The sequence below is a fragment of the Kitasatospora purpeofusca genome (assembly GCF_042691725.1).
GTDB classification, from domain to species: Bacteria; Actinomycetota; Actinomycetes; order Streptomycetales; family Streptomycetaceae; genus Kitasatospora; species Kitasatospora purpeofusca_B.
The window spans coordinates 5420042-5446243 of the sequence record NZ_CP170483.1 but is presented as its reverse complement, the minus strand read 5'-3'; the positions used below and the strand labels follow the sequence as shown (position 1 = coordinate 5446243).

At 71.7% G+C, this 26202-nt stretch carries 22 protein-coding genes and 2 pseudogenes; 11 read left to right on the top strand and 13 right to left on the bottom strand.

Going from position 1 to position 26202, the window contains the following annotated elements; all coding sequences use genetic code 11:
* The first annotated feature begins 96 nt into the window (after window positions 1–96).
* Together ACFCLZ_RS23395 and ACFCLZ_RS23390 are read left to right on the top strand one after the other, a co-directional pair.
* Window positions 97–777, top strand: a complete 681-nt coding sequence (locus ACFCLZ_RS23395; protein ID WP_380278916.1) for an alpha/beta fold hydrolase — start codon at window positions 97–99, stop codon at window positions 775–777.
* Between the two features lie 41 nt (window positions 778–818).
* Entirely contained in the window at window positions 819–1373 is a 555-nt protein-coding gene (locus ACFCLZ_RS23390) for a Uma2 family endonuclease (protein ID WP_380278914.1), read from the top strand.
* Between the two features lie 30 nt (window positions 1374–1403).
* Here ACFCLZ_RS23390 and ACFCLZ_RS23385 read toward each other — a convergent pair whose 3' ends face one another.
* From ACFCLZ_RS23385 to ACFCLZ_RS23350, 8 genes are all read right to left on the bottom strand, one after another.
* Window positions 1404–2681, bottom strand: a complete 1278-nt coding sequence (locus ACFCLZ_RS23385; RefSeq protein WP_380278912.1) for a thymidine phosphorylase — start codon at window positions 2679–2681, stop codon at window positions 1404–1406.
* Window positions 2682–2820: 139 nt separating this feature from the next.
* Window positions 2821–3219, bottom strand: a complete 399-nt coding sequence (locus ACFCLZ_RS23380) for a cytidine deaminase (RefSeq protein ID WP_380278910.1) — start codon at window positions 3217–3219, stop codon at window positions 2821–2823.
* Complete coding sequence (locus tag ACFCLZ_RS23375) at window positions 3216–4481, bottom strand: ABC transporter permease (protein WP_380278908.1); 1266 nt, start codon at window positions 4479–4481, stop codon at window positions 3216–3218. The genes ACFCLZ_RS23380 and ACFCLZ_RS23375 overlap by 4 nt, the downstream gene beginning before the upstream one ends.
* A complete protein-coding gene (locus tag ACFCLZ_RS23370) occupies window positions 4478–5632 on the bottom strand; it encodes an ABC transporter permease (protein WP_380278906.1) in 1155 nt (384 codons plus the stop codon). The genes ACFCLZ_RS23375 and ACFCLZ_RS23370 overlap by 4 nt, the downstream gene beginning before the upstream one ends.
* A 4-nt stretch (window positions 5633–5636) precedes the next feature.
* On the bottom strand, window positions 5637–7430 hold the full coding sequence (locus tag ACFCLZ_RS23365) for an ABC transporter ATP-binding protein (RefSeq protein ID WP_380278904.1): 1794 nt from the start codon (window positions 7428–7430) through the stop codon (window positions 5637–5639).
* Between the two features lie 97 nt (window positions 7431–7527).
* Window positions 7528–8589 (bottom strand): BMP family protein, encoded by a 1062-nt coding sequence (locus ACFCLZ_RS23360; RefSeq protein WP_380278903.1) that lies wholly within the window; start codon window positions 8587–8589, stop codon window positions 7528–7530.
* Window positions 8590–8859: 270 nt separating this feature from the next.
* Entirely contained in the window at window positions 8860–10113 is a 1254-nt protein-coding gene (locus ACFCLZ_RS23355) for an amidohydrolase (RefSeq protein ID WP_380278901.1), read from the bottom strand.
* 233 nt (window positions 10114–10346) lie between these two features.
* A complete protein-coding gene (locus tag ACFCLZ_RS23350; RefSeq protein ID WP_380278899.1) occupies window positions 10347–11963 on the bottom strand; it encodes a methylmalonyl-CoA mutase in 1617 nt (538 codons plus the stop codon).
* 104 nt (window positions 11964–12067) lie between these two features.
* Between ACFCLZ_RS23350 and ACFCLZ_RS23345 the strand changes: the two genes are divergently transcribed.
* From ACFCLZ_RS23345 to ACFCLZ_RS23335, 3 genes are all read left to right on the top strand, one after another.
* Complete coding sequence (locus tag ACFCLZ_RS23345) at window positions 12068–12826, top strand: SDR family oxidoreductase (RefSeq protein ID WP_380278897.1); 759 nt, start codon at window positions 12068–12070, stop codon at window positions 12824–12826.
* A 79-nt stretch (window positions 12827–12905) separates the two neighbouring features.
* Window positions 12906–14564 carry an alpha/beta hydrolase gene (locus tag ACFCLZ_RS23340; protein ID WP_380278895.1) on the top strand — a complete coding sequence of 553 codons (1659 nt, stop codon included), beginning with the start codon at window positions 12906–12908 and terminating at the stop codon, window positions 14562–14564.
* Between the two features lie 327 nt (window positions 14565–14891).
* Complete coding sequence (locus ACFCLZ_RS23335) at window positions 14892–15377, top strand: 2-oxo-4-hydroxy-4-carboxy-5-ureidoimidazoline decarboxylase (RefSeq protein WP_380278893.1); 486 nt, start codon at window positions 14892–14894, stop codon at window positions 15375–15377.
* A gap of 28 nt (window positions 15378–15405) precedes the next feature.
* On the opposite strand, the gene ACFCLZ_RS23330 is transcribed toward ACFCLZ_RS23335, so the two are convergent.
* Window positions 15406–16260, bottom strand: coding sequence for a hypothetical protein (locus ACFCLZ_RS23330; RefSeq protein ID WP_380278891.1), 855 nt, complete (start codon window positions 16258–16260; stop codon window positions 15406–15408).
* A gap of 199 nt (window positions 16261–16459) precedes the next feature.
* Between ACFCLZ_RS23330 and sdhC the strand changes: the two genes are divergently transcribed.
* The 5 genes and pseudogenes from sdhC to ACFCLZ_RS23305 form a co-directional block, all read left to right on the top strand.
* Window positions 16460–16840, top strand: coding sequence for a succinate dehydrogenase, cytochrome b556 subunit (sdhC, locus tag ACFCLZ_RS23325; RefSeq protein WP_093861779.1), 381 nt, complete (start codon window positions 16460–16462; stop codon window positions 16838–16840).
* A gap of 8 nt (window positions 16841–16848) precedes the next feature.
* Entirely contained in the window at window positions 16849–17340 is a 492-nt protein-coding gene (locus ACFCLZ_RS23320; protein ID WP_030393383.1) for a succinate dehydrogenase hydrophobic membrane anchor subunit, read from the top strand.
* A gap of 38 nt (window positions 17341–17378) precedes the next feature.
* Complete coding sequence (gene sdhA / locus ACFCLZ_RS23315; protein ID WP_380278889.1) at window positions 17379–19121, top strand: succinate dehydrogenase flavoprotein subunit; 1743 nt, start codon at window positions 17379–17381, stop codon at window positions 19119–19121.
* Window positions 19121–19648: pseudogene (locus ACFCLZ_RS23310) on the top strand (2Fe-2S iron-sulfur cluster-binding protein); the annotation flags it as partial. The gene sdhA and the pseudogene ACFCLZ_RS23310, both read left to right, overlap by 1 nt.
* A gap of 322 nt (window positions 19649–19970) precedes the next feature.
* Window positions 19971–20627 (top strand): annotated as a pseudogene (locus ACFCLZ_RS23305) (succinate dehydrogenase iron-sulfur subunit); the annotation flags it as partial.
* A 67-nt stretch (window positions 20628–20694) separates the two neighbouring features.
* On the opposite strand, the gene ACFCLZ_RS23300 reads toward ACFCLZ_RS23305, so the two are convergent.
* Window positions 20695–22347, bottom strand: coding sequence for a hypothetical protein (locus ACFCLZ_RS23300; protein ID WP_380278888.1), 1653 nt, complete (start codon window positions 22345–22347; stop codon window positions 20695–20697).
* A gap of 107 nt (window positions 22348–22454) precedes the next feature.
* Window positions 22455–22712, bottom strand: a complete 258-nt coding sequence (locus ACFCLZ_RS23295) for an SCO4848 family membrane protein (RefSeq protein WP_380278886.1) — start codon at window positions 22710–22712, stop codon at window positions 22455–22457.
* 148 nt (window positions 22713–22860) lie between these two features.
* On the opposite strand from ACFCLZ_RS23295, the gene ACFCLZ_RS23290 reads away from it, so the two are divergent.
* Window positions 22861–24078 (top strand): D-alanyl-D-alanine carboxypeptidase family protein, encoded by a 1218-nt coding sequence (locus tag ACFCLZ_RS23290; protein WP_380278884.1) that lies wholly within the window; start codon window positions 22861–22863, stop codon window positions 24076–24078.
* Between the two features lie 22 nt (window positions 24079–24100).
* Here ACFCLZ_RS23290 and ACFCLZ_RS23285 read toward each other — a convergent pair whose 3' ends face one another.
* Both ACFCLZ_RS23285 and ACFCLZ_RS23280 read right to left on the bottom strand, forming a co-directional pair.
* A complete protein-coding gene (locus ACFCLZ_RS23285; RefSeq protein ID WP_380278882.1) occupies window positions 24101–25069 on the bottom strand; it encodes a YihY/virulence factor BrkB family protein in 969 nt (322 codons plus the stop codon).
* A gap of 73 nt (window positions 25070–25142) precedes the next feature.
* The gene (locus tag ACFCLZ_RS23280) at window positions 25143–26141 is read right to left on the bottom strand and encodes a glycosyltransferase family 2 protein (protein ID WP_380278880.1); all 999 of its coding nucleotides are present in this window, start codon (window positions 26139–26141) and stop codon (window positions 25143–25145) included.
* Window positions 26142–26202 lie beyond the last annotated feature (61 nt).

Genomic DNA, 26202 nt, shown 5'->3' with positions numbered 1-26202 from the left:
GTTCGGCATCCGGCGGATACCTGACGCTCGTTGTCAGGTATCCGCCGTAGCTTTCCTCACGTCCCCACCGGTCCCGCACGAACAGAGGAACGCACCATGGCCACCTTCGTCCTCATCCCCGGCGCCCTGCACGGCGGTTGGTGGTACCGGCCGGTCACCGAGGGCCTGCGGGCCGCCGGGCACGAGGCGCACCCGGTGACGCTGACGGGGGTGAGCGAGCGCGGGCACGTCGGCGCGGTGGGCGGGGTCAACCTCGACACCCACGTCCAGGACGTGCTGGGCCTGCTGGAGGCCGAGCGGATCACCGACGCCGTGCTCGTCTCGCACAGCTACGGCGGCATGGTCGCCTTCGCGGTGGCCGACCGGGCGCCGGAGCGGATCGCCGGACTGGTGTACGCGGACGCGTTCGTGCCGCGCGACGGCGAGTCGGCGTACGCGATCGTCAACGACGTGTGGAAGCAGCGCTATCTCGCCGGGGCCGCGGCGGGCGGCGGCCACACCCTGGTCGGCCTGAGCCCCTTCCTCGACCCCCGCGCCACCGTCCACCCGCTGGCGAGCCTGCTCCAGCCGGTCACCCTCACCGGCGCCGCCGACGCCCTGGCCGTCCCCCGCGTCTACCTGCACGCCGAGCGCTTCCAGGACACCCCGTTCCTCGACACCGCCGCCCGCCTGCGCACCGACCCCGCCTGGACCGTCCACACCCTCCCCACCGGCCACGACCTCGTCCGCGAGGCCCCCGAGGAGTTCCTGAAGCTCGCCCTCACCGCGACAGGGTGAGGAACGCCCGGCCGTCGGCTGCCGTCGCTACACTCCGGAATATGAGCATCGATCCTGCTGTGTACGCCCGGCTACGCGAGATCGCCGATCAGTTCCCGCAGGTGCCAGGAATAGGGAAGATCGAGATTCGTGACGGCGAGATCGTCATGATGATGTCGCCGGTCAGGAAACACGAACTCGCCGTGATCCGTATCGCGAGGCAGCTCAATGCCCAGCTCCCGCAGACCCACCCCGGCTACGTCGCACATCCTGGCGCGGACCTGGAGGACGCCGGTCTGGGACGCCTGCGCAACCCCGACCTGATGGTGTTCGCCGAAGAAGCCCTGGAGAGCGACCAGCCCGCGCTGCTGCCGCACGAGGTCCTGCTGGTCGTCGAGATCGTCTCGCAGTCCAACCCCGAGAACGACTACCACGCCAAGGTCCGCGACTACGCCGCCATGGGCATCCCGCTCTACCTGCTCGTCGACCCGCGCAAGGGCACCGGCATCGTCCACGACGAACCCGGCTACACCTCGCGCAAGGAGTTCGCCTTCGGCGACACGATCACCGTCGGCCCCTGGAGCATCGACACCGGCGGTCTGCTCACGTACGCCTGATCCGGCGTACGTGAGCAGACCTGCGGCACATCAGGCGATGCGGTCCAGGACGATCGGGGTCGGGGTGAACGCCGTGCCCGCCGGGGCGACCTCGATGCCGCCGGCGAGGGCCTCGACCGCGTAGTCGAAGCGCTCGGGGGTGTCGGTGTGCAGGGTCAGCAGGGGCTGGCCGGCCACCACGGTGTCGCCGGGCTTGGCGTGCATCTCGACGCCGGCGCCGGCCTGCACCGGGTCCTCCTTGCGGGCGCGGCCCGCGCCGAGGCGCCAGGCGCAGACGCCCACCGCGTAGGCGTCGAGGGTGCTGAGGACGCCGGAGGCCGGGGCCGGGATGACGTGCTGCTCGCGGGCGACCGGCAGCGGGGCGTCGACGTCGCCGCCCTGGGCGGCGATCATGCGGCGCCAGTGGTCCATCGCGGAGCCGTCGCGCAGCGCGTCGGCCGGGTCCTTGCCGTGCACGCCCGCGGCGGCGAGCATCTCGCGGGCCAGTGCCAGGGTGAGCTCGACGACGTCGGCGGGGCCGCCGCCGGCCAGCACCTCGATCGACTCGCGGACCTCCAGCGCGTTGCCCGCGGTGAGGCCGAGCGGGGTGGACATGTCGGTGAGCAGGGCGACGGTGTTCACGCCGGCCGAGGTGCCGAGGCCGACCATGGTGCGGGCCAGCTCGCGGGCGTCGTCGATGTTCTTCATGAAGGCGCCGGAGCCGACCTTCACGTCGAGGACGAGCGCGCCGGTGCCCTCGGCGATCTTCTTGGACATGATCGAGGAGGCGATCAGCGGGATCGCCTCGACGGTGCCGGTGACGTCGCGCAGCGCGTACAGCTTCTTGTCGGCCGGGGCGAGGCCGTCGCCCGCCGCGCAGATGACCGCGCCGGTGTCCCGCAGGACCCGCAGCATCTCCTCGTTGGACAGCAGGGCGCGCCAGCCGGGGATGGACTCCAGCTTGTCGAGGGTGCCGCCGGTGTGGCCGAGGCCGCGGCCGGACAGCTGCGGGACGGCGGCGCCGCAGGCGGCGACCAGCGGGGCGAGCGGCAGGGTGATCTTGTCCCCGACGCCGCCGGTGGAGTGCTTGTCACTGGTGGGCTGCGCCAGCGAGGAGAAGTCCATCCGGACGCCGGAGCGGATCATCGCGTCCGTCCACCGGCTGATCTCGCCCGGGTTCATGCCGTTCAGCAGGATGGCCATGGCCAGGGCGGACATCTGCTCGTCGGCGACCTCGCCGCGGGTGTAGGCGTCGATGACCCAGTCGATCTGAGCGTCGCTCAGCTCTCCGCGGTCGCGCTTGGTCCTGATGACGGAGATGGCGTCCATGGTTGCTCCATTGCTCCAAGAGAGGTCAAGAAGGGTCAAGAAAGGGCTGACAAAGGCGAAGAGTGTCGCGAGCGGACCGCTGGGGCCCCGCTCGCGACACTCTACGCGCGTAACAATCGGCAGTGCCAGAGCTGATCCGCTACAGCCGCTCCGGCCCGAACGCGTCGGGCAGGACGTCACTCATCGGCCGCACACCGGACGGCAGCTCGATCAGCAGGTCGGGCCCGCCGTGCTCGTACAGCAGCTGGCGGCAGCGACCGCACGGCATCAGCAGCGCGCCGGCCCCGTCCACACAGGTGAACGCGGTCAGCCGGCCGCCGCCGCTGGCGTGCAGCGCGGAGACCAGGCCGCACTCGGCGCACAGCGCGAGCCCGTACGAGGCGTTCTCCACGTTGCAGCCGGTGACCACCCGGCCGTCGTCCACCAGCGCGGCGGCGCCGACCGGGAACTTGCTGTACGGCGCGTACGCGTGGCGCATCGCCTCGCGCGCCGCCGTCCGCAGCGCGGGCCAGTCCACCGTCTCGGCGTCGGCCGTCACTTGCCCTGCCCCTTGCGGTAGATCTGGCCGTCGGCCTTCGGCGGCCGCAGCCGCTGCGAGGCCAGCGAGAGCACCACCAGGGTGATCACGTACGGCGTGGCGACGATCAGCGGACGCTGCACCTCGTCGGTGGTGAAGTACCAGAGGAACAGGCCGCCGGAGACCACCGCGGAGATCACCGCCGAGGTGAACGCGCGGCGGTACAGGTGCCAGGCCGCCAGCAGCACCATCGCGATGGCGACCACCAGGATCAGCACGTGCACCGACTCCGGGTCGCGCAGCTGGAGGCTGTCGGTGAAGCCGAACAGGCCGGCGCCCATGGCGAGGCCGCCCGGCATCCAGTTGCCGAAGATCATCGCCGCGAGGCCGATGAAGCCGCGGCCGTTGGTCTGGCCGTCCTTGTAGAAGTGCGCCGCGACCAGCGAGAGGTACGCACCGCCGAGGCCCGCGAAGGCACCGGAGGTGATGACCGCGAGGTACTTGTACTTGTAGACGTTGACGCCCAGCGACTCCGCCGCGGTCGGGTTCTCACCGCAGGAGCGCAGCCGCAGGCCGAACACGGTGCGCCAGAGCGCGAAGTAGCTGACCACGATCAGCGCGCCGGCCAGCAGCACGACCACCGAGATGTTGGTGACCAGGCCGCCGAGCACGCCGGCCACGTCCGAGACCAGGAACCAGTGGTGCGCCTCGATGTCCTTCAGCCCCGAGGAGAGGCCTGGGACGGTGATGTACGGCAGCGGGTCGGCCGGCGGGGACTGGTTCGCGCCGGCGCCGGCGGAGATGTAGTCCTTGTAGTAGATCCGGTTGACGTACGCGCAGATGCCGGGGATCAGCAGGTTGACGCCGACACCGGACACGATGTGGTCGACGCCGAAGGTCACCGTGATGACCGCGTGCAGCAGGCCGCCCAGGGCGCCGCCGATCATGCCGGCCACCAGGCCGAACCACGGGTTGACGAGGTAGCCGCCCCAGGCGCCGGCGAAGGTGCCGGCGACCATCATGCCTTCGAGGCCGATGTTGACCACACCGGCCCGCTCGGACCAGAGGCCGCCCAGACCGGCCATGCCGATCGGCACGGCGGCGCTGAGCGCGGCGGTGATCTGCCCGGAGGAGGTCAGCGAGTGGTTGTCGGTGATCAGGCCGACGGCGGAGAACAGGACCAGGGCGCCCGCGATCAGCAGCAGCACCACGGGCCAGGTCATCTTGCGCTTCTTGGCGGGAGCACCCGGCGCCTTGGCGCGGGCTGCGGTGGCCGTGCTCATGCGGACACCTCCTTCTTCTCGGCCGCGGCGGCCTGGGCGGCGAGCTCGGCGCCGACCTTCTGCTGCTGGCGCTTGAGGCCGTAACGGCGCACCAGCTCGTAGGCGACGACGACGCAGATGACGATGGTGCCCTGCATGACCGGGACGATCTCGAACGGGAAGCCGCCCTGGAGCGGCAGCTGGGAGCCGGTGGCGTCCAGGAAGGCGAACAGCAGGGCCGCGAAGGCCATGCCGATCGGGCTGTTGCGGCCGAGCAGCGCGACCGAGATGCCCAGGAAGCCGAGGCCGCCCTGGAAGCTCTGGCCGAAGTTGTACGAGTTCTGCAGCAGCTCGGGCAGACCGATCAGACCGGCCAGCGCACCGGAGACCATCATGGAGATGACGACCATGCGCTTGACGTTCACACCGGACGCGGTGGCGGCGGTCTCCGAGCGGCCGGTGGCGCGCAGGTCGAAGCCGAAGCGGGTGCGGGTCAGGGTGAACTGGAAGGCCACGCCGACCAGGATCGCGACGAAGAGGAAGCCGTAGAGCGGCCCGCCGTCGGTGTTGATCGCGAAGAAGTGGCTGGACTGCGAGACCGGGGCGGTCTGGATCGCGTTGCTGGTCCCGCTCTTCTCCGGCGCGAAGATGCCGGGCACGAGCAGCAGGCCGACGATGGCCACCGCGATGGCGTTCAGCATGATGGTCGCGATGACCTCGCTGACGCCGCGGAAGACCTTCAGCAGACCGGCGATGCTCGCGTACAGGCCACCCACCAGCATGGCGGTGATCAGCAGCAGCGGGATCTGGAGGAACGACGGCAGGTCGACCTGGCTGCCGACGAAGGCCGCGAACAGCGCGGCGACCTTGTACTGGCCCTCGACACCGATGTTGAAGAGGTTCATCCGGAAGCCGAAGGCGGCGGCCGCGGCGGCCAGGTAGTACGTGGTGGACCGGTTGAGGATGGCCACCTGGCCGTCCGACTTGGTCGCGTACGTGATCATCACGTTCCAGGCGTCGAACGGGTTCTTGCCCGAGGTCGCCAGGAGCACCGAACAGATCGCGACGGACAGCACGACGGCGAGCACCGGCGCGGCAAGGGCGAGAACGATCTTCTCGCCGTCGAACCGCTTCGCCGACGAGGGCTTGGCGGCGGGCTTGGGACTGGTCATGTGGTTACTCCCCCGCCTGCTGGTCGTCGGCGGTGTCGGTGGGGGCGTCGGACGGCACGGCGTCGGACGGCGCCGCCTCGGTGCCCTCCGCCGCGAGGGCCTGCGCCTGCGCGAGCGCCTCCGGCTCGGACTCGATGTGGCCGCCGGCGGCGCCGGTCATCGCGGTGCCGAGGTCCTCGGCGGTCACGGTCTCCGGGTCGGCGTCGGCGACCAGCCGGCCGCGGTAGATCACCTTGATGGTGTCGGACAGGCCGATCAGCTCGTCCAGGTCGGCGGAGATCAGCAGCACGGCGAGGCCGGCCCGCTGGGCGACCCGGATGTGCTCCCAGATCTGCGCCTGGGCGCCGACGTCCACCCCGCGGGTGGGGTGGGCGGCGATCAGCAGCTTGGGGTCGTGGCTCATCTCGCGGCCGATGATCAGCTTCTGCTGGTTGCCGCCGGAGAGGGAGGCCGCGGTGACCTCGATGCCGGGGGTGCGGACGTCGTACTCCTCGACGATCCGCTGGGTGTCCTTGCGGGCGGCGGCCGGGTCGAGCAGCACGCCCTTGGAGTTGGGGCGTTCGGTGACGTGGCCGAGGATCCGGTTCTCCCAGAGCGGGGCCTCCAGCAGCAGGCCGTGCCGGTGGCGGTCCTCGGGGATGTAGCCGATGCCGGCCTCGCGGCGGGCCCGGGTGAGGGTGCCGGAGAGGTCCTTGCCGTCCAGGGTCACGGTGCCGGCGTCCAGCGGGAGCATGCCCATGACGGCCTCGACCAGTTCGGCCTGGCCGTTGCCCTCGACGCCGGCGATGCCGAGGATCTCGCCCTTGTGGATGCGCAGCGAGATGTCGTCCAGGACGACGCGCTCGATGCCCTCGGCGTCGGTCTTGGCGATCCGCAGGCCCTCGACGCTCAGCATCTCGGTGGTGGTGACGGTCGACTCGCGGCTCTCCGGGGAGGGCAGCTCGGCGCCGACCATCAGCTCGGCGAGCCGACGGGCGGTGACGCTCTTCGGGTCGGCGTCGCCGACGGTGGTGCCGCGGCGGATGACGCTGATCGCGTCGGCCACCGAGAGCACCTCGTGCAGCTTGTGCGAGATGAAGATGACGGTGACGCCCTCGGACTTCAGCTCGCGCAGGTTGTCGAACAGCGCGTCGACCTCCTGCGGCACGAGCACGGCCGTGGGCTCGTCGAGGATGAGGATCTTGGCCCCGCGGTAGAGCACCTTGAGGATCTCGACGCGCTGGCGGTCGGCCACCCCGAGGTCCTCGACCAGGGCGTCCGGGCGCACGCCCAGGCCGTACTGCTCGGAGATCTGCTCGATCTTCTCCTTGGCCTTGGCCCCGATGCCGTGCAGGTGCTCGCCGCCGAGGACGACGTTCTCCAGGACGGTGAGGTTGTCGGCCAGCATGAAGTGCTGGTGCACCATGCCGATGCCGCGCGCGATGGCGTCGCCCGGGGTGTTGAACTCGCACGGTTCGCCGTTGATCGCGATGGTGCCCTCGTCCGGCTTCTGCATGCCGTAGAGGATCTTCATCAGGGTCGACTTGCCGGCGCCGTTCTCGCCCATGAGGGCGTGCACGGTGCCGGTGCGGACGGTGAGGTTGATGTCGTGGTTGGCCACGACGCCGGGGAAGCGCTTGGTGATTCCGCGCAGTTCGACGGCCGGTGTCGCCGTCCCCGCGCTGGGGTTACCGCCCGTCGTCGGGGCGGGGTCGGATGCGGTGATGGCGGTCTCCTGGTGGTCTGGAGGCGCGTCGTTGCGCTGGAGGGCCAAAGCGGAAAAGGAGGTGGGGACGGGACGGGGCCCGGGGGTACGCACTGAGCGCACCCTGCCGGGCCCCTCCCTGATGCTGGGTCCATCATGGCGCTGCCGGGCAGGCGGCAGTGCCGGTGCCGTCCGGTCGAGCCCTGGAGCCTTACAGCTTCGACGGGTCGGTCGGGACGGTGGTGGAGCCGCCCTTGATGGCGGCGGCGGCCTCGTCGAGCTTGGCCTTGATGTCGTCGATCTTGCCGCCGGTGGTGGCGAGCGAGACACCGTCGGCCTTGAGGTCGAAGTTCTTCACACCGGTGAAGGGCTCGGCCTTCTTGGCGGACTCGATGTAGGAGAAGACGGCCTTGTCGATGTTCTTGACCATCGAGGTCATGATGCTGTTCTTGTACTTCGCCAGGGCGGGCTGGGCGGCCTGGTCGGAGTCGACGCCGATGGCCAGGGCGCCGGCGTTGGCGACGGCCTCGATGGCACCGTTGCCGGAGGAGCCGGCGGCGGTGTAGATGACGTCGGCCTTCTTGTCGAGCTGGCCCTGCGCGGCTTCCTTGCCCTTGTCGGGGGCGGCGAAGCCGGAGAAGTCCGGCGGCGTGGTCAGGTAGGTGACCTCGACCGGCATCTGCGGGTCGACGGACTTGACGCCCGCGCGGTAGCCCGCCTCGAACTTCTTGATCAGCTCGGACTGCACACCGCCGATGAAGCCGACGTGCTTGGTCTTCGACTTGTTGGCGGCGGCGACACCGGCCAGGTAGGAGCCCTCCTGCTCCGAGAACGTCAGCGAGGTGACGTTGGTCGGCTGGGTGTCGGAGGCCGAGTCGATGATCGCGAACTTGGTGTTCGGGTTCTCCTTGGCGACCTTCTCGACGGCCGCCTGGTACACGAAGCCGACCGCGATGATCGGGTTGTAGCCCGCGGTGACCAGGTTCTTGAGGCGGGTCTCCTTGTCGGCCTCCGCCTCACCGGTCTTGGCGTCGGCCTCGGTGACCGCGACACCCAGATCGCTCTTGGCCTTGTCCAGGCCGCGAGCCGCGGAGTCGTTGAAGGACTGGTCGCCACGGCCGCCGATGTCGTAGGCCATGCCGACCTTCAGGCCACCCTCGGACGAGCCCGAGGAGGTGTTGCTGTCGTTGCTCTTTGCGCCGCAAGCGGCGAGCGAGGCGATGCCCAGGGAACCCGAGAGCACAACCGCGGCGAGCTTAGTAGAACGGCGCAAGGGAGTATCTCCTTCTCACACGCACCCGTTTAGCGTGGTCGGACGCCACCGTAACGCGCGTAGAACACGGTTGTATTACAGGCCGCCGGAGCATTCGGGTTGTTACCAAACCGTGGTCTCGCCGTCGCCCTGACGCCCCTTTCCCCTCCACGGACGGTGATTGGAACCGGCGCGACCCGGTGTACGGACCAGGAGAAATGGGTCGCATCGGCGACAAACCGGACACCCTTGGCGGGTGTCCGGTTCCGGTCGGTCCGGGTGGTGACGGCGTCAGAGCGTGCCGGGCTCCAGCGCCAGCGCGGTGAACAGCTCCACCGCGATGGCGATCGCGCGCTCGTCCACGTCGAAGCGGCCCTGGTGCAGGTCGCGGACGGTGGTGTCGCCGGGCGCCCGCACGCCGAGCCGGGCCAGCGCGCCGGGGGCGTGCTCCAGGTACCAGGAGAAGTCCTCCCCGCCGAGCGACTGCTCGGTGTCCTCGACCACCTCGGCGCCGTCCCGGCCGAAGCGCGCGGTCATGGCCGCCTCCAGCAGCCCGACCGAGACCGCCTCGTTGACCACCGGCGGCACGCCCCGGTGGTAGTCGAGCGTCCACTTCGCGCGGTAGGTCTCGGCGAGCCGGGCGATCAGCTCGTGCAGCAGGTCCGGCGCCTCCCGCCAGCCGGCCAGCTCCAGGCAGCGGACGGTGCCCTCCAGCTCCGCGTGCTGCGGGATGACGTTCGGCGCGGAGCCGGCGGCGATCCGGCCCCAGACCAGCGAGACGCCCCAGCGCGGGTCCATCCGGCGGGCCAGCGCGGCCGGCAGCTCGGCGGCGGTGCGGGCGACCGCGGTGACCAGGTCGGTGGTCAGGTGCGGGCGCGCGGTGTGGCCGCCGGGGCCGTCCAGGTGGAGCACCAGGCGGTCGCAGGCCGAGGTGATCGCCCCGACCCGCAGGCCGATCCGGCCCACCTCCACCTTGGGGTCGCAGTGCACGGCGAAGATCCGGCCGACGCCCTCCATGCCGCCGGCCGCGATCACCTCCAGCGCGCCGCCGGGCATGACCTCCTCGGCGGGCTGGAAGACCATCCGGACCGGGCGCCGCAGCTCACCGGTGCGGGCCGCCTCGGCGAGCACCAGCGTGGTGCCGAGCACCACCGAGGTGTGCACGTCGTGGCCGCAGGCGTGGGCCCGGCCGGGGACGCTCGAACGGTAGGGGACGTCGGTCTTGGCGTCGTCGATCGGCAGGGCGTCGAGGTCCGCGCGGAAGGCGAGGAACTCCGCCCCGCGCGGGGCGGACTCGGGAACGATGTCGACGAGCATTCCGGTGCCGCCCGGGAGGATCCGGGGGGCGAGGCCGGCGGCGACCAGACGGTCGCGCAGCAGGCCGGTGGTTCGGAACTCCTGGCGGCCCAGCTCCGGGTGCCGGTGCAGGTCCCGCCGGAAGGCGATCAGCTCGGGCTCCAGCTCCCGTACCCGGTCGCGGAGACCGGCGGCGGGGCGGGCAGCGGTGAGGGTGACGGCCGCTTGGGCGGACTCACGACGGTTCATCTCAACAAGGGTAGGCCTGTTGGGGGGATTTGGCCCGACTTCCCGAAAAGAAGTCCCCGGATGGGCGCATACCGGCCGCGCTGGTGGGTATGACATCTTGTTTCAGCCGCCTTCCCCATGGTGCCTGCCCTGTGCAACGACCATCGGCGATCAAGGTCACGGCCCGCTCGACCGGGCGGTTGACGGCCGCTCGCAGGGGCTCCGCACGGGTTCCGGGACGCCCGGACAATGGCTCAAAAGCGTTCGACCGGGACGTACCGGCCCCACACCTCGCGCAGCGCGTCGCAGACCTCGCCGACGGTGGCCCGCGCGGCCAGCGCCTCGCGCATCGGGTACAGCACGTTGTCCCGGCCCCCGGCGGCCCGGCGCAGCGCGCCCAGCGCCCGGTCCACCGCGGCGCCGTCGCGCGCCGCCCGCAGCCGGGCCAGCCGGGCGGCCTGCCGCGCCTCGATCGCCGGGTCCACCCGCAGCGGCCGGTACGGCTCCTCGGCCGCCAACTCCCCCGGCTCCAGCCGGAACCGGTTGACCCCGACCACCGTGCGCGCGCCCGTCTCGGTCTCCCGCTGGATCCGGTAGGCGCTGCGCTCGATCTCCGCCTTCTGGTAGCCGGCCTCGATCGCGGCCACCGCCCCGCCCATTTCCTCGACCCGCGCCATCAGGCCGAGGACGGCGGCCTCCACCTCGTCGGTCAGCGCCTCCACCGCGTACGAGCCGGCGAACGGGTCGACGGTGGCCGTCACATCGGTCTCGTGGGCGAGCACCTGCTGGGTGCGCAGGGCGAGCCGGGCGGCCTTCTCGGTGGGCAGCGCCAGCGCCTCGTCGAAGGAGTTGGTGTGCAGCGACTGGGTGCCGCCGAGCACCGCCGCGAGCGCCTGCACCGCGACCCGGACCAGGTTCACCTCGGGCTGCTGGGCGGTGAGTTGGACGCCCGCGGTCTGGGTGTGGAAGCGCAGCCGCTGCGAGCGCGGGTCCCGCGCGCCGAACTCCTCGCGCATCACCCGGGCCCAGATCCGGCGGGCGGCGCGGAACTTGGCGACCTCCTCCAGCAGGGTGCTGCGGGCCACGAAGAAGAAGGAGAGCCGGGGCGCGAAGTCGTCCACCGCCAGCCCGGCGGCCAGCGCGGCGCGCACGTAGGCGACGCCGTTCGCCAGGGTGAAGGCGATCTCCTGCGCGGGCGTGGCCCCGGCCTCGGCCATGTGGTAGCCGGAGATCGAGATGGTGTTCCAGCGCGGGATCTCGGCCCGGCAGTACCGGAAGAGGTCGGCGACCAGCCGCAGCGAGGGCTGCGGCGGGAAGATGTACGTCCCGCGGGCGATGTACTCCTTCAGCACGTCGTTCTGCACCGTGCCGGTGAGCCGGGCCGGCGGGACGCCCCGGGCCTCGCCGGCCAGCTGGTAGAGGAGCAGCAGCACGGCGGCCGGCGCGTTGATGGTCATCGAGGTGGAGACCTCGCCGAGCGGGATGCCCGCGAACAGCTCGGCCATGTCCTCGACGCCGTCGATCGCCACCCCGACCTTGCCGACCTCCCCGGCGGCGAGCGGGGCGTCCGAGTCGTAGCCCATCTGGGTGGGCAGGTCGAAGGCGACCGAGAGGCCGGTGGAGCCGCCGGCGATCAGCCGCCGGTAGCGGGCGTTGGACTCGGCGGCGGTGCCGAAGCCGGCGTACTGGCGCATCGTCCAGGGCCGGCCGGTGTACATGGTCGGATGGATCCCCCGGGTGAACGGGTACTCCCCCGGACGGCCCAGCCGCTCGTCCGGGTCCCGGCCGGCCAGGGCCTCGGGGCCGTACACCGGTGCGAACGGGAAGCCGGACTCGGTGCGGCGCGGCTCGGCGGGCGGTTCGGCGGTCATGGGGTCCTCCGCGGGGTCGGCGGGCGGGTCCACTCCTCTCGCAATGTAACGCCGGGGGCCTTGAGATGATCGGTCGAACCGACCGGGATATCTCAGGAGTGGCAATGAGCGAGCAGAAGGTGGCCGTCGTCACCGGCGCGAGCAGCGGAATCGGCGCGGCGACCGCCCGCCGGCTGGCGGCCGAGGGCTTCCAGGTGGTGCTGGCCGCCCGCAGCACCGAGCGGATCGAGGCGCTGGCCGAGGAGATCGGCCGGCGCGGCGGTTCGGCACGGGCGGTCACCCTGGACGTCACCGACCGGGCCGCCGTGGACGCCTTCGCGGCCGGGGTCGGCCGGGTGGACGTGCTGGTGAACAACGCCGGCGGGGCGATCGGCGCGGAGAGCGTCGAGGCCGGCGATCCGGCCGACTGGCTGGCCATGTACCAGGTCAACGTGCTCGGCGTGCTGCACATGACCCAGGCGCTGCTGCCGGCCCTGCGGGCGAGCGGCGACGGCACCGTCCTGGTGCTCTCCTCGACGGCCGCGCTGGCCGCGTACGAGGGCGGCGGCGGCTACGTGGCCGCCAAGCACGCCGCGCACACCATCGCCGCGACGCTCCGCCTGGAGCTGTGCGGGGAGCCGATCCGGGTGATCGAGATCGCCCCGGGCATGGTGAAGTCCGAGGGCTTCGCGGTGACCCGGTTCCGCGGCGACGCGCAGAAGGCCGCCGCGGTGTACGCGGGCGTCGCCGAACCGCTCACCTCCGAGGACATCGCCGACACCGTCGCCTGGGCCGTCACCCGGCCCTCGCACGTCAACATCGACCTGCTGGTGGTCCGCCCGCGCGCCCAGGCCGCCAACCACAAGGTGCACCGGGAGCTCTGAGGCGTCGGGAGCCGGGCGGGCAGTGGCCGGAAGGGGGGTCCGCATCCGAACCGTCACCCCCGAGTGGTACATACGTGCGATGAACACTCACCGGGCCACCCGCCCGCGCCTCCTGCTGGCCGCCTTCGCGGCCGGCAGTCTCCTCCTCGCGACCGCGTGCGGAGGGGACAAGAAGCCGGCCCAGGACGAGGCCGCTTCCGCACCGGCGAGCACCGCCGCCGCGGCCCCGACCGCGACGCCGACGCCCACCCCGACGGTGAAGCCCACCGGCGCCGACGACCCGGCGCTCAAGCCGTTCTACGGCCAGCAGATCGCCTGGGCCGCCTGCCCGCCGGACGCCAAGGCCGCCGAGCAGAAGATCGACCTCTCCCTGATGAAGTGCGGCAAGCTGCACGTCCCGCTCGACTACACCAACCCGTCGGGCGAGGCGATCGACCTCGCGCTGGTCAAGAACCCGGCCGCCAAGCAGGACCAGCGGCTCGGCTCGCTGATCGTCAACCCCGGCGGCCCCGGCGCCTCCGGCGTGGAGACCGTCAAGTTCGGCGACAAGCAGTTCGAGGGCACCCTGCACAACCGCTTCGACGTCGTCGGCTTCGACCCGCGCGGCACCGGCGAGAGCTCCCCGGTCCTCTGCCTGGACGACAAGCAGCGCGACGCGCTCAACGCCGAGGACAGCCCGCTCGACCCGGCCGAGGCCAAGACCCGGTCGGACAAGCACTCCGCCGACTTCATCGCCGCCTGCCAGGCCAAGTCCGGCAAGCTGCTGCCCTTCGTCGGCACCCGCAACACCGCCCGCGACCTGGACGTGCTGCGCGCCGCCGTCGGCGACCAGAAGCTCAACTACCTCGGCATCTCCTACGGCACCTACCTGGGCGCGCTCTACGCCGAGGAGTTCCCGAAGACCGTCGGCCGGCTGATCCTCGACGGCGCCGTCGACCCCGCCGAGCAGGGGCTGGACAGCAGCCTCAACCAGATCATCGGCTTCGAGAAGTCCTTCGAGCGCTTCGCCGTCGACTGCGTCCAGAACCACGCCGACGAGTGCCCGCTCGGCAAGAGCAGCGACAAGGCCGCCAAGAAGGCCGCCGACTTCCTCGACGGGCTGCGCGACAAGCCCCTGCCCACCAAGGACGGCCGGAAGGTCGGCAGCGACCTGGGCTGGACGGGTGTCACCGCCCTGCTCTACGGCGACGAGAAGACCATGTGGCAGTACCTGCGGATGTCGCTGCTGCTGGCGATGAAGGGCGGCCAGGGCGACGGCCTGCTCGGCTTCGCCGACATGTACAACGGCCGGGACGACAAGGGCCACTACTCCCCCGAGTCGGAGGCCCTGGTCGCGATCCGCTGCGCCGACGGCGCCTCGCCCGCCCCGTCCGCCGAGCAGGCCCAGCAGGCCGTGCAGAAGCTCCAGCAGGAGGCGCCGCTGCTCGCCAAGGGCGTCAGCGTCGAGGACTTCAGCCAGGGCTCCTGCGTCAGCTGGCCCTTCAAGACCCCCGAGAAGCCGCACACCGTCCGCGCCGAGGGCGCCGCGCCGATCCTGGTGGTCGGCAGCACCGGCGACCCGGCCACCCCGTACGCCGCCGCCGAGTCGCTGGCCAAGGGCTTCGCCAACGCGACGCTGCTGACCCGGGTCGGCGAGGGCCACGGCGCCTTCGGCTCGGGCAACGGCTGCATCGACGCCGCCTACGCCGCGTACCTCACCGAGGGCACGCTGCCGGCCGCCGGGACCAAGTGCTCCTGACGCGCCGCAGCCGTTGAAGCCGTAGCCGTCGACGACGGGGAGGGCGCTGACACCGAGGTGTCAACGTCACAACTTGATAGCTCGTTCGGATGAAATCCGCGCGCGCCCTCCCCAACTGATGAGCGCTCAACTACCGTGGGGCCACAGCCGGACGGGCATTGGACGCCATTCCGCAGCCTCGTACTTCACCTGGCTTCACCGCTGCTTCACCCACCACTCCACTGCCCCCCTTCACCGGCACCTTCCCGCCCTCACGAGGAGGACCCGCTGGCCAGCGACATCCCGTCACCGAGGCTCGATCCCCGGGACGAGCCGACCCTCCTCGGGTTGCACCGATTCAACGAGGCCGACGCCGGAGCCGCGGAGGAGGCCCTGCTGGCCTGCTGCGGCAGCCACCGCTGGGCCCTGCGGCTCACCGTGCACCGGCCCTACCCCGACATAGAGTCCCTGCTCGCCGCCGCCAGCGAGGCCTCGTACGACCTGCGTCCGGCCGACCTGGCCGAGGCGCTGGCGGACGAGAGCTGGATGCCGCAGCCGCTCCTCGGCATGCGCGCACCCGGCAGCCAGGCGGCGCACACCGCGCTGCGGGCGGCGCACGCCGCGTACGAGGCACGGTTCGGCCATGTCTTCGTGGTCTGCCTGGAGGGCATCGACCCCGAGGAGATGCTCGACGCCGTCCTCGGCTCGATCCGCACCCGTCTCGCCAACGACCCCGACGAGGAGCGCCTGGTCGCCGCCGACGAGCTGCGCCGGATCGCCCTCACCCGTCTGGAGCACCTGGTCGCCACCCATTCGGGGGCCGGGGCCCGCTGATCCGAAGGGGCCCGCAGAACCGGGGCGCTCAGCCCCGCTGGGCCGCACGCAGCTTGGCCACCTGCCGCCGGACGACCCGTTCGTCCGGCGCGGGGGCCGGCTCGGCGCCCACCCCCACCGTGCTGAACACCACCAGGGCCGGGCCGACCCTCGCCAGGACGGCACGCTGCGCGAGCACCACCGAGCCCGATTCATTCGTCAGGGTGAAACCCGTCGCCGCGTCGGCTCCCTCGGGCGTGGGCGTGTCGTCGCGGTTCAGCCGGTGCCCGGTGCGGGTCACGCCCCGGCTGCGCTCCGCCGGGGGCGGCGGCGCCGTCGAGACGAACTCCGCGCACGGGCCGAACAGCCCCTCCAGCTCCGCCTGCAGCCGGGCCGCCCGGTCGTCCCGGTAGCCGAGCAGCGCGCCGTAGAGGCTGCCGGCCGGATCGGCGGCCTGGGCCACGCTCAGATCGGTCTCCGCGTACGGCACCGCCGAGACCGGTGGGGCGGAGGCCGACGCGCCCGCCCGGCCGGAGGCCGCGGCCGGGGCCACCGCGTCCAGCAGCGGCTGGCAGACCGGCTTGTCGGCGGCCTCCCGGCCGCCGTCCGGGCCGGTCTCGCCGTGGCCGGGGGCGATCACCGTCACGGTGAAGCCGGGGCCGAGGTCGGCGTCGGTCACCGCGGCGGCCCGCAGCTCGGCGGCGGACAGCTCGCGGGGCGGGACGCCCGAGGGCGCCCCGTCGGCCGAGCCGCCGGCGGGGGCGGCGCAGCCGGCGGCGAGCAGCAGGGCGGCGGACAGCAGCAGGGGGCGGGACGAGCGCGGAGCGGGATGCGGCACGGGGGCCTCGGCGGGGGTGTCGGCGCGGACGGGGTCGCCCACCGTAGCGCGACTTTGAGCGAGCATTCGGTCACTCTGCGTCGCAAATCGCGCCGCGGTTCCTGTCCGGCTAGGCCAGAAGTGCCTGATTGATCACACCAAGGACCCCCGGAGGCGGTTCCCGACAACGCGTCGATAGGATGCTCGCGGCCGGTGGACCGTACCCGGCCGGGCTGACCGACACCGAAGCCGGCCGAGCCCCCGATCGCTTCCGGAGGGTTTTTCCGTGCCGGCTGGAACGCTGTACCGCGGCCGGGAAGGCATGTGGAGCTGGGTGGCTCATCGAGTCACCGGCGTCCTCATCTTTTTCTTCCTGTTCGCCCATGTCCTGGACACCGCCCTGGTGCGGGTGTCGCCCGAGGCGTACGACACCGTCATCCAGACGTACAAGACGCCGCTCGTGAACCTGATGGAGTACGGCCTGGTGGCCGCCATCCTGTTCCACGCCCTGAACGGCCTGCGCGTCGTCGCCGTCGACTTCTGGTCGAAGGGTCCGAAGTACCAGAAGCAGATGCTCTGGTCCGTGGTCGGTGTCTGGGTCGTCCTCATGGCCGGCGCCTTCTACCCGATCCTGCAGCACACGCTGACCTCCTGGTTCGGGAAGTGATCTGAGACATGTCCACGGAAATCTCCGACGCCCTGGTGGTCCCCTCCGCGCAGGCGCACACCGGCAAGGGTCTCGGCACGGGCAACCCGGCCGACGCCTTCGTGATCGAGCCGGCCCGCCAGCGGAGCAAGAAGACCCCCCGCCGCACCCGCACCAACTTCGAGATGCTGGCCTGGCTGTTCATGCGCCTGTCCGGCATCGTCCTGGTGGTGCTGATCCTCGGCCACCTGCTGATCATGCTGGTGCTCGACGGCGGCGTCTCCAAGATCGGCTTCGCCTTCGTGGCCGGCCGCTGGGCCTCGCCGTTCTGGCAGGTCTGGGACCTCACCATGCTCTGGCTGGCCATGCTGCACGGCGCCAACGGCATGCGTCAGGTCATCAACGACTACGCCGAGAAGGACTCCACCCGGCTCTGGCTGAAGGGCCTCATGGGTACCGCCACGGTCTTCACCGTGCTGCTGGGCACCCTGGTGATCTTCACCTTCGACCCGAACATCTAATCGGACATCGGCAGAGGCCAGAGGCGAGTTAACCCCCCATGCAGATTCACCAGTACGACACCGTCATCGTCGGCGCCGGCGGCGCCGGCATGCGCGCCGCCATCGAGTCGACGCAGCGCAGCCGCACCGCCGTCCTGACCAAGCTCTACCCCACCCGGTCCCACACCGGCGCGGCCCAGGGCGGCATGTGCGCCGCCCTCGCCAACGTCGAGGAGGACAACTGGGAGTGGCACACCTTCGACACGGTCAAGGGCGGTGACTACCTGGTCGACCAGGACGCCGCCGAGATCATGTGCAAGGAGGCCATCGACGCCGTCCTCGACCTGGAGAAGATGGGCCTGCCCTTCTCCCGCACCGAGCAGGGCCGGATCGACCAGCGCCGCTTCGGCGGCCACTCCCGCAACCACGGCGAGGCCCCGGTCCGCCGCTCCTGCTACGCGGCCGACCGCACCGGCCACATGATCCTGCAGACGCTGTTCCAGAACTGCGTCAAGCACGGCGTCGAGTTCTTCAACGAGTTCTACGTCCTCGACCTGCTCATCAACGAGGGCAAGACGGCTGGCGTCGTCGCCTACGAGCTGGCCACCGGCGAGATCCACGTCTTCCAGGCCAAGGCCGTCGTGTTCGCCTCCGGCGGCACCGGCAAGATGTTCAAGGTCTCCTCGAACGCCCACACCCTCACCGGTGACGGCCAGGCGGTGGCCTACCGCCGCGGCCTGCCGCTGGAGGACATGGAGTTCTTCCAGTTCCACCCGACGGGCATCTGGCGGATGGGCATCCTGCTCACCGAGGGCGCCCGCGGCGAGGGCGGCATCCTGCGCAACAAGGACGGCGAGCGCTTCATGGAGCGCTACGCCCCCGTCATGAAGGACCTCGCGTCCCGTGACGTCTGCTCCCGCGCGATCTACACCGAGATCCGCGAGGGCCGCGGCTGCGGTCCGGACGGCGACCACGTCTACCTGGACCTGACCCACCTGCCGCCGGAGCAGCTGGACGCCAAGCTCCCGGACATCACCGAGTTCGCCCGCACCTACCTCGGCATCGAGCCCTACACGGACCCGATCCCGATCCAGCCCACCGCGCACTACGCCATGGGCGGCATCCCGACCAACGTCGAGGGTGAGGTGCTGCGCAACAACACCGAGGTCGTCCCGGGCCTGTACGCGGCCGGCGAGGTCGCCTGCGTGTCCGTGCACGGCGCCAACCGCCTGGGCACCAACTCGCTGCTGGACATCAACGTGTTCGGCCGCCGCGCCGGCCTCGCCGCCGCCGGGTTCGCCGAGAACAACGACTTCGTGCCGCTGCCGGAGAACCCGGAGCAGCTGGTCCAGAACCTGGTCGACGGCCTGCGCGAGGCCACCGGCACCGAGTCCGTGGCGCAGATCCGCAAGGAGCTGCAGGAGTCCATGGACACCAACGCGATGGTGTACCGCACCGGCGCCACCCTGAAGCAGGCCGTCGAGGACGTCGCCGCGCTCAAGGAGCGCTACAAGAACGTCTCGATCCAGGACAAGGGCTTCCGGTACAACACGGACCTGCTGGAGGCCATCGAGCTGGGCAACCTGCTCGACCTGGCCGAGGTCCTGGCGGTCTCCGCGCTCGCCCGCGAGGAGTCGCGCGGCGGTCACTACCGCGAGGACTTCCCGACCCGTGACGACGTGAAGTTCATGCAGCACACCATGGCGTACCAGGAGGTCGCCGAGGACGGCAGCACCTCCATCCGCCTTGACTACAAGCCGGTCGTGCAGACCCGCTACCAGCCGATGGAGCGTAAGTACTGATGAGCACTCCGACCGTGGAGAAGCACTCGGCCGCTCTGGACGCGGTCGAGGCCGGCGGCACCAAGCTGATCACCGTCACCGTCCGGATCCGCCGGTTCAACCCGGAGGAGCACCCGGAGCCGGTGTGGGTCGACTACCAGCTGGAGATGGACCCGAAGGAGCGCGTCCTGGACGCGCTCAACACCATCAAGTGGGAGCAGGACGGCACCCTCACCTACCGCCGCTCCTGCGCCCACGGCATCTGCGGCTCCGACGCCATGCGGATCAACGGCCGCAACCGGCTGGCGTGCAAGACCCTGATCAAGGACGTCAACCCGGAGAAGCCGATCACGATCGAGGCCATCAAGGGCCTGACGGTCCTCAAGGACCTGATCGTGGACATGGACCCGTTCTTCCAGGCGTACAAGGACGTCATGCCGTTCCTCATCACCAAGGGGAACGAGCCGACCCGCGAGCGCCTGCAGTCCGCCGAGGACCGCGAGCGGTTCGACGACACCACCAAGTGCATCCCGTGCGCTGGAAGAACAGGTCCACGTAATCACGATCAAGGTCCCTTGAACCGTCAGGCCCTTGATTGAGCGCATTCAGTGATCGGCTTCTCCGGGTGCCGACCCGAAGTGTACACGCCAGCCGATACCGATGATCGGCGTCGAGGCTGCAGACCGTGGGCGGCAATACGTGAAGGTGCCGTCCTGCCCACTGATGGTGTTGGCGTCCAGGACTACGCCACTTCGGAGTCCATCTCCGGCTGGCGAATCGGCCTACCGGCCTCGAAGGCTTCGCCGGGTTGAACCGGCGAATCCAGACGGCGCAGTGATCAGCTGTGCCGCCAGTGTGGAGGAGCACCCGGAGCCGGTGTGGGTCGACTACCAGCTGGAGATGGACCCGAAGGAGCGCGTCCTGGACGCGCTCAACACCATCAAGTGGGAGCAGGACGGCACCCTCACCTACCGCCGCTCCTGCGCCCACGGCATCTGCGGCTCCGACGCCATGCGGATCAACGGCCGCAACCGGCTGGCGTGCAAGACCCTGATCAAGGACGTCAACCCGGAGAAGCCGATCACGATCGAGGCCATCAAGGGCCTGACGGTCCTCAAGGACCTGATCGTGGACATGGACCCGTTCTTCCAGGCGTACAAGGACGTCATGCCGTTCCTCATCACCAAGGGGAACGAGCCGACCCGCGAGCGCCTGCAGTCCGCCGAGGACCGCGAGCGGTTCGACGACACCACCAAGTGCATCCTGTGCGCCGCGTGCACGTCGTCCTGCCCGGTGTTCTGGAACGACGGCCAGTACTTCGGCCCGGCCGCGATCGTCAACGCGCACCGCTTCATCTTCGACTCGCGCGACGAGGGTGCGGAGCAGCGCCTGGAGATCCTGAACGACCGTGAGGGCGTCTGGCGCTGCCGGACCACCTTCAACTGCTCGGAGGCCTGCCCGCGTGGCATCGAGGTCACCAAGGCGATCCAGGAAGTGAAGCGGGCCCTGGTCACCCGCCGCTTCTGATCCCGGAGCACCCCGCACGACGAAGGCCCCCGTCCGCTCCGGACGGGGGCCTTCGGGCTGCCCGGGCTCAGCGCAGGACGCCGAGGTCCTTGGGGTTCGCGAGCCCGCGGTAGGTCAGCAGGTGCCGGTCGGCGGTGACGGCCCACAGGTCGGGCACCGTGTCGCCGTCGCCGTCACCGGAGCTGCCGAGCACCGGGTAGGCGGCCACGGTGAAGCCGGTGGCGACCACGCCCGCCGAGGGGTCGGCGAGGGCGGAGAAGTCGAAGGTGCCGCCGGCCAGCTTGGGGATCGGGTACGCGTGCAGCGCGCCGGTGGCCCGCTCGCGGGCCCACAGGGCGAGGTTGCCGGCGGCGTCGGGGCCGGGGGCGACCAGGTCGTAGCCGGTCCAGGAGCCGCCGGTGGTGAGCTTGCGGGCGGTGAAGAGGAAGGACTGCAGCCCGGGGTTGGGGAACAGCCAGAGGTCGCCGTTCTCGACCGTCAGCAGCGAGGGGTTGAGCTTGGTGTTGAGCGAGCCGAGGGCCACCAGCTGGTCGGCCTTGCTCCAGTCGTCCGCGAAGTCGGCCGGGCAGGCGGTGGCCGCGCCGGTGGCGTCCTCGCAGGACAAGGGCCTGTCGACCGAGCTCGGGTACTGCGAGAAGGCCCCGAAGTCGTCGTTGTAGTGGAAGTACAGCGCGGACGACCCGGGCTCGTGCGTCAGCACGTCGTCCATCGGGGCGTGGCCGCGCCAGCCGCGGTGGGCCACCTGGACGCCCGTCCACGAGGTCCGGTTGGGGGCGGCCTGCGCGATGACCACGGAGGTCGGCGTGGTGTCGCCGGCCGCCGCGCTGATGATCTGCAGGTTCCCGGCGGCGTCCGGCAGCAGGATGTCCGGCACCCCGTCGGCGTCGACGTCCCCGAGCGCCTGCGGCGGGTTGGGGTCGGAGGGGGCGTAGAAGGTGTACACCGCCGGCTGGCTCACGTTGCCCGCGTTGTCGACGGCCTCGACGGACAGGACGTTGGTGCCCCACTGCGGGACGCGCAGGGCGAGGGTCGCCGTGCCGTCCGGACCGGCCTTGAGCGTGCCGCCCTCGCAGCCGCTGGACACCCCGATGGCGCCGTTGAGCGCGTAGCGGAAGCAGGCGGTGCCCGAGGCCGTGCCGCCCGCCGGGGCGGGGTCGGTGGCGGTGAGGACGAAGGTGCCGGTCTCGCCCGCGTACTTGGTCGCGCTCCGGCCGGAGCCGGACGCCGGGAAGTCCGTGGAGGAGACCGCGACCCGGGGGGCGGCCAGGTCGACGCCGAAGTGGCAGTCCGGGGAGGCCGCCGAGGTCCGGTGGCCCTGCAGCGCGCGGGCGTTCCAGGCGTAGCGGTGGCCGTCGGCCAGGCCGGGGACCACGGTGGTGGCCGTGCCGCCGAACGCCTCGGCGGTGGCACCGAACGCGGCCGCCCCGGTGGTCAGGTCCTTGACCGCGAAGCGGGCCGAGAGGGGGTCGGCGGTGCGCGAGGCGACCGTCGCCGACAGGGTGGGACCGCCGGAGGTCAGGCCGATCCAGCCGGGCGCGGTGGTCCGGTCGCAGGCATCGCCGGCGGTGCCCGCCGAGAGGTTGCGGGGCTGCGGGGACGCGGTGGTCCCGGTGACCCGCAGGCCGCTGCCGTGGGCGGACGCCGCCGGCGACGCGAACAGACCGGCCGTCAGCGCGACGGCGACGGCGCCGCCGAGCCGGCGAAGGTGAGCAGGCTTCATGGAGTACCCCCCTGGGTCGTCAACGCGATCGAACGAAAACTCGATCGTGGTCGAGCGAGGAGGATCCTGCCAGGGCGCCCCGCACCCCGGCAACCAGGTAAAACGGGTCAGCCGGTGGCGGTTTCCCGCCGGGCGGCGCGCAGGCCGCGGACGCCGATGGCGCCGATCGCGATGCCGAGGACGAAGGAGGTCACGGCGAGCAGCAGGTGGACCCAGAAGAAGGCGGTGGGCTGGGAGTGGTCGCCGTTCGTGAAGGCCTGGCCGCCGGAGTCCTTCCAGAGGTTCTTGACGAAGGTGGTCCAGATGATCATGGACCAGACGCCGAAGGCGGTCAGGAACCAGGAGGTGCGGCGGCTGAGCTTCATGGGGGTGGTCCTCGGTGCGGCGGGGAGGTGAAGACGGCGTGCCCTCCCAGTATGCGGGGGCGTCCGTTCGGCGTACGGTGGGGCCCTCCCGCGGCCCGGACGGGCAAGGAGGCGGACGGCGGGGGCCCGGACTGGGTACCGTCTGGTGGTGCCCACTTGCTCGAAGATCGCACGTCTGCTCGCCGCGCCCGTCGCGGCACTCCCGCTCCTGATCGCCGCCCCGGCGGCCGTCGCGGCCCCGTTCGAGCCGCCGTCCCCGCCGCCGCCCCCGCGGGCCGTGGTCGGCGGGGAGCGCCTGGGGCTCCCGGGGGTCCAGGTGAGCCCGCTGGCCGGCGCCCCCGCACTGCCGGGGGACCTCACCGGACAGTCCTGGATCGTGGCCGACGCGGCGTCGGGAGAGGTGCTCGCGGCCAGCAACCCGCATCTGCGCCTCGCCCCGGCGTCCACCCTGAAGATCCTGTTCGCGGACACCGTGCTGCCCAAGTTCGACCGCGACACGGTGCACAAGGTGGCGCCCGAGGAGATCCAGGGGATCGGCGCGGGCAGCAGCCTGGTCGGCATCAAGGAGGACCTGGAGTACAAGGTCGAGGACCTCTGGCGCGGGGTGTTCCTGAGCTCGGGGAACGACGCGGTGCACGTCCTCGCGCACATGAACGGCGGGGTGCAGCCGACCGTCGCCGAGATGCAGACGCGGGCCGAGGCGCTCCAGGCCCGGGACACCAGGGTGGTCTCGCCGGACGGCTACGACTCGGACGGCCAGGTCTCCTCGGCGTACGACCTCACGCTGTTCGCCCGGGCGGGGCTGCGCAACCCGGACTTCCGGATGTACTGCGCGACCCGGGACGCGATGTTCCCGGGCGCGGTCGACAAGAACACCGGGCAGCGCGGCAGCTTCGGGATCGCCAACACCGACCGGCTGCTCGGCAAGTACCCCGGCCTGATCGGGGTGAAGAACGGTTTCACCACCAACGCGGGCTCGACCTTCGTCGGCGCCGCCGAACGCGGCGGGCGCACCCTGCTGGTGACGGTCATGCACCCGTCCAGCTATCAGAAGGTGTACGACGAGACGGCCGCGCTGCTGGACTGGGGGTTCGCGGCGGCCGGCAAGGTCACCCCGGTCGGGAAGCTGGTCGAGGAGGGCGAGACCGTCGCGCCGACGCCGACCGGCCAGGCCGGCGGCACGGCCGGGGCGCCCGCCCCGCCGCCGCACCCCACGCCGAGCGGCTCCGCCGCGCCCGCCGCGCGTGCGGACGGGGACGAGGACGGGCTCGGGCCGGCCGGCTGGGCCGCCGTCGGGCTGGCCGTGGCGGCGGGCGGCGCGGGCGTCCTGCTGCTGCTCGGCCGGCGGCGGGCCGCCCGCGGGTGATCCGGCGCGCGCGGGCCCGGTCTCAGTCGTCCTGGGGCCGGGCCCGCGGCGTGTCCCGGGGCGGCTCCCCCGCGGACTCCCGGTCGGCGGCCTCGTCGGCGGCCTCGACCATCGCCCGGGCGCGCTCGCGGGTCCGGTCCCGGGCGGCCGCCGGGTCGGCGGTGGCGGTCCAGGCCACGCAGAACATCAGCAGCCGGCAGACGAAGTTGATCCAGAGCAGCAGCGCCACGGGCACGCCGAAGGCGCCGTAGAGGCTCCGCCCGGCCACCGAGCCGAGGTAGGAGGAGAGCAGGATCTTCAGCAGCTCGAAGCCGACCGCGCCGATCAGCGCGGCCGCCAGGACGTCGCGCCGGCGCTGGTGGCCGATCCGCGGGAACGGCGCCAGCAGGTAGGCGAAGAGCAGCATGTCCGAGGCCACCGCGATCAGCAGGCCGGCCGCGGTGAGCAGGTAGCCGCCGGCGCCCAGGCCGGCCCACTCGGCGATCCGCCCCGCCAGCGTGGTGCCGGCCGCCGAGGCGCCCAGCGAGACCAGCGAGACCGCGCCCAGGCCGCCGAGCACCACGAAGTCCCAGGCCTTGCGCAGCAGCGGGTTGCCCTCCTCGTCGGGCAGCTGCCACAGGTCCCGGATCGAGGTGCGCATGGTGTCCACCCAGCCGAGCCCGGACAGCACCAGCAGCACCCCGCTGACCAGGCCGACCGCGCCGGCGTTGGCCACCAGCGAGGGCAGGTTGAGCGCGTCCGAGATGCCGGGCAGCTGGTCGGAGATGCGGTGCTGGAGGTCCTCGACCCGGCTGTCGCTGAGGGTCGCGGCGGCGATCGCCAGCGCGACCGTCAGCAGGGGGAAGAGCGCGAGGAAGCCGAAGAAGGTGACCGCGCCGGCCAGCCGGTTGCCGCGCAGCGCGGTGAAGTGCTCGTAGGCGCGGTACGGGCGGCTGCGCAGCACCCGTGCGACGAGCGGGCCGATCACCGGAAGACGGGTCAGGAAGTCCACCGTCCGGTTATACCCGGGCATCCCCCGAACGGCCGTCAGGCTCGGCCACTACGCGTCCTGGCCGAGGCGTGTCTCAGCGCCGGACCATCCGCCGGGCCCGGGCCAGGGCCCGGACCGCCTGGTAGGCGGTGTACCGGCCGTGGCCGAGCAGTTCGGTGCGCAGGCCGGCCACCCCGCCGCCCGACCGGTAGCCGGCCGGGCGCAGCCGGGCGCAGTGCTCGGCGGCGCGGCGGAAGAACTCCCGGCGGTCGCCGGGCGGGACCCGGCCCGGGCGGGAGACCACGGTGTTGAGGTGGTGCAGCATCCGGCCGTAGACCACCGGGCGCCAGCGCTCCAGGTCGGGGCGGCCCTCCAGGAACGCGAAGACCAGGTCGTACTGGCCGAAGACGTCGAAGTGCTTGCGGCCGGCGGTGGCCAGGATGTTGCCGCCCTCCTGGCGCTGGCGGTAGTGGACGCCGACCCGGTCGAGCAGGGTGATGCTCCGGGCGGCGAGCAGCGCCGGGTACGTCCAGGGGGTGTCCTCGTAGTAGCCGGCCGGGAAGGTCAGGCCCTGGGCGGTGACGAAGTCGCGGCGGTAGGCCTTGTTCCAGACCACCTGGAGCAGTTCGAGCAGGTCGGGGCGGTCGGCGAGGTCGAAGACCTCCCGGGAGGGCGCGCCGAAGACCTTGGCCGAGGCGGCCCGGACGATCCGGCCGTCGGCGTAGGTGCGGGCGTAGTCGTAGACCAGGACGTCCGGGTCGCCGCCGGCCGTGAGCCGGTCGTCCACCGCCTTGAGCAGACCGGGGGTCAGGGTGTCGTCGCTGTCCAGGAAGAGCACGTAGTCGCCGGTGGCGACCTCCAGGCCGGCATTGCGGGCCCGGCCGAGGCCGACGTTCTCCGGCAGGTGCAGCACCCGCACCCGGGGGTCGCGGCCGGCGGCCTCGTCGAGCAGGGCGCCGCAGCCGTCCGGGGAGCGGTCGTCCACCGCGATCAGCTCGAAGTCCGGGCCGTCCTGGCCGAGTACCGAGGCGAGGCACTCGGGGAGGTACTCCTCGACCCGGTAGACCGGAACGATCACACTGAAGCGGGGCATGGCCCCAGGGTAGTGGGGGCGGTGGAGCGGGGGCTCCGGGGGTCCGTGGGCCGGACGGTAG